The 2,987-nt window shown below is 69.2% G+C and carries 4 protein-coding genes; 2 read left to right on the forward strand and 2 right to left on the reverse strand.

Annotation, left to right across the window (positions count from 1 at the left end; all coding sequences use genetic code 11):
• A partial coding sequence (locus N7590_RS22010) for an MFS transporter (RefSeq protein WP_279935905.1) occupies window positions 1-1,234 on the reverse strand: 1,234 nt, incomplete at its 3' end.
• Between the two features lie 124 nt (window positions 1,235-1,358).
• Window positions 1,359-1,985 carry a signal peptidase I gene (lepB, locus tag N7590_RS22015; protein ID WP_164242895.1) on the reverse strand — a complete coding sequence of 209 codons (627 nt, stop codon included), beginning with the start codon at window positions 1,983-1,985 and terminating at the stop codon, window positions 1,359-1,361.
• 182 nt (window positions 1,986-2,167) lie between these two features.
• Here lepB and N7590_RS22020 point away from each other — a divergent pair, with 182 nt between their 5' ends.
• A complete protein-coding gene (locus N7590_RS22020) occupies window positions 2,168-2,569 on the forward strand; it encodes a hypothetical protein (RefSeq protein ID WP_164242896.1) in 402 nt (133 codons plus the stop codon).
• A 3-nt stretch (window positions 2,570-2,572) separates the two neighbouring features.
• The coding region (locus N7590_RS22025; RefSeq protein ID WP_197565102.1) for a 3-dehydroquinate dehydratase at window positions 2,573-2,987 on the forward strand (415 nt) is incomplete at its 3' end.

A 2,987-nucleotide genomic window follows, 5' to 3' on the forward strand; every position in this document is an offset into this window, starting at 1 on the left:
CGCGTTGCTGCAGTGCCCAGACGATACCGCCGCCGATCAGGGTCAGCACGGCCGCGAAGGCGCACACCCCCCGCCAGTCCCAGGCCGCGTAGGCCAGGCCGCCCACCCCACCCAGCACGCTCGAGCCAAGGTAGTAGGCAAACAGGTACAGCGCCGAGGCTTCGGCGCGCATCGTGCCGGCGCGGCTGCCAACCCAGCTGCTGGCCACCGAGTGGCCACCGAAGAAGCCGAACGTGACCAGTGCGATGCCCAGCGCCATCGTGCTCAGCCACGGCATCGCCAGCAGTGCGATGCCGGCGCCGATCAGTGCGAACGAGATCGACAGGATGCGGCCGCGCCCGTAGCGCGTGGCCTGCTGGCCCATCCATGCCGAACTGAAGGTGCCGACCAGATACACACTGAAGATCAGCCCGACCACGGTCTGGCTGAGGTGGTACGGCGGTGCCAGCAGGTGGTAGCCCAGGTAGTTGTAGAGGGTGACGAACACACCCATCAGCACGAACGAGGTGGCGAACAGCCACGGCAGGCCGGGGTCGGCGAACAGCGCGCGCCAGCGCGACGGCAACTGGCGCAGGCCGCCGCGACGGGCCTGGAAATGCCTCGACGGCGGCAGCTGCAGCCACAGCAGCACGGTGCTGGCGATGGCAATGATCGAGACCACGCCGATGCCCCAGCGCCAGCCCCAGTGGTCGGCGATGATGCCGGCCAGCAGGCGCCCGCTCATGCCACCGATGGCGTTGCCGCCGATGTACAGGCCCATCGCCAGGCCCAGCGCGCGGCTGTCCATTTCCTCCACCAGGTAGGTCATCGCCACCGCCGGTACGCCGCTCAGCGCCAGGCCGAGCAGGGTGCGCAGCACCAGCAGCGTGGTCCAGTCGTCCACCAGTGCGGTGCACAGCGACAGGATGGCCGACGCGAGCAGCGCGGCGATCATCAGCGGGCGGCGGCCGATCGCATCGGACAGCAGCCCGGCCAGCAGCATCGCCACCGCCAGCGTGCCGGTGGTCAGTGACAGCGACATCGCGCTGCCGGCAGCGGAGACGCCGAAATGACGGCTGAACTCGGGCAGTAGCGGCTGAACCGTGTACAGCAGGCCGAAGGTGGAGAAACCGGCCAGGAACAGCGCCAGCGCGGTACGCCGGAAGGCCGGCGTGCCCTGCTGGATGCGGGTCTCGGCAGCAGGGTCGACAGTGTGGGGGCGGCGTTCGACGGCCGCCGCGGTTTCGCCAGTCATGGGATCGATGGGCCGGTGGGGACGGCCGGGCGTGGGAGGGAACGGGCCCCAGACTAGGCCCGTTGATCCAGTCGATCCATAACCTGATGAGTCAGGATTGATATGCAGGAAGTATCAATTCAGCTTACAGGCGCTGCCACTCGAAACCCTCGCCACGGCGGTAGTACACCGCCACGGCGCGTCCGTAGACCTTGTCGGCATCGACGAAACCGAAGAAGCGACCATCAAAGCTGTTGCCGCGGTGGTCACCCAGCACCAGCACCTTGCCGGCCGGCACCACCAGATCGGCGATGTCCGGGCCGCCGCCCATGTCCAGATCGAGGCGGGCGCGGCGCGGGCCGAAGGCTTCCACGTCCTGCAGGTCGGCGATCTGCAGCGGCTGGCCGTTGATGCTCAGATGGCCCTCATGCAGCTGCACGTGGTCGCCGGCCACTGCCACCACGCGCTTGATGAGGCGGGTGCCATCGGCCGGCGAGTCGAACACCGCCACTTCACCACGCTGCGGGCTGCCGGTCGCCATCAGTTCCTGGCCAGTGAACGGCAGTCGCAGGCCATAGGCGCGCATGTCCACCACCACCCGGTCGCCGGGCTGCAGGGTCGGCTGCATCGAGCCACTGGGAACCACGTAGTGGTTGGCCAGGGTGTCGCGGGCGGCGGCCAGCAGGCCGAGCATCACCAGCAGCGGCAATGCTTCCTTCTTCAGCCAGGTAAGCGCACGTTCGGAAAAGGGAGGGCGGGCAACAGCATCCATGGCAGGCTCCGGGTGGTCGGTAGCGGTATCAGACCACACGCAGGCGTCGCAGGTTCCCGGCAGCGCGGGACATGGGTTACGCAGGTTTTACGCCCCGGCCCGGCGGCGGGCATCGCACCTTTACGGCCAGCGCGCGCATCGTGTGCCCACCGCGCCACAGGGCGCATTCCGCAAGGTGTTGTATGACCCTCCTGGTGATCCGCCACGCATCTCCGTCGGCGCCGCGCCCGCAGCTGCCGGCGCAGTTGAGCGGCCATCGCGTGCTGTGCAGCAACTGCGCCAGCCTGTCCGAAGTGCGCCAGTGCCTGTGCCAGCCGCAGGCGCGCTCGGCTGACTGGGTGCTGCTGGATGTCGGCACCGCCGACGAGGCGCAGTGGCAGGCCGAAGGTGGCGCGCTGCAGGCGGCGCTGGAACGGCTGCCGGCGCAGTACATCGAGCTGCAGGCCCGCAGCGAGCCGGGGCTGGATGCACGCCTGCGCCTGCAGCACGGTCCGGCCGCAGTGGTGGTCGACCAGCGCAGCCAGCAGGCCGGTTACCCGTTGTCGCTGGCCATCGTTGGCCGCCGCCTGGCGCAGGAGGGCTGAGCCATGTCGATCTTCATCATCCGTGGCCCGGAAGCGGCCGGTGCGCTGATCCGTACCGCGATGCCGCTGCCGGCGCCGGTCCTGAAGTCGCTGGTGCATCGCGCCATCGACGCCGGCACCAGCGTGGCGATCCGCGCCTGTGGTTCGGAGCAGGAACTGCTGGACGCGCTGCGCGTGGCCGACCACAGCCGTGGCGAGGTGACCCTGCTCGATCCGGGTGCGTGTGCCAACAGCCTGCGCCTGCAGCGGCTGCTGCCGTACCTGCACAATGCCTACGTGGAAGTGCATGACGACGGTGCGGTGGCCGAACCGTGCCTGCCGGCCGGGGTTGGCCAACGCCTGGGCATCGCTGCGGGGTATGGTGCGCAGAGCTATGTGCTGGCGCTGGACATCGCGCTGGATCACCTGGGGTTGGCCG

Origin of the sequence: Stenotrophomonas sp. GD04024 (genome assembly GCF_029837545.1) — a bacterium.
Taxonomy (GTDB): domain Bacteria; phylum Pseudomonadota; class Gammaproteobacteria; order Xanthomonadales; family Xanthomonadaceae; genus Stenotrophomonas; species Stenotrophomonas forensis.

Coding starts and splice junctions, on each gene's coding strand:
- lepB (WP_164242895.1), bottom strand. CDS start 1,985: ATGGATGCTGTTGCCCGCCCTCCCTTTTCCGAACGTGCGCTTACCTGG.
- N7590_RS22020 (WP_164242896.1), top strand. CDS start 2,168: ATGACCCTCCTGGTGATCCGCCACGCATCTCCGTCGGCGCCGCGCCCG.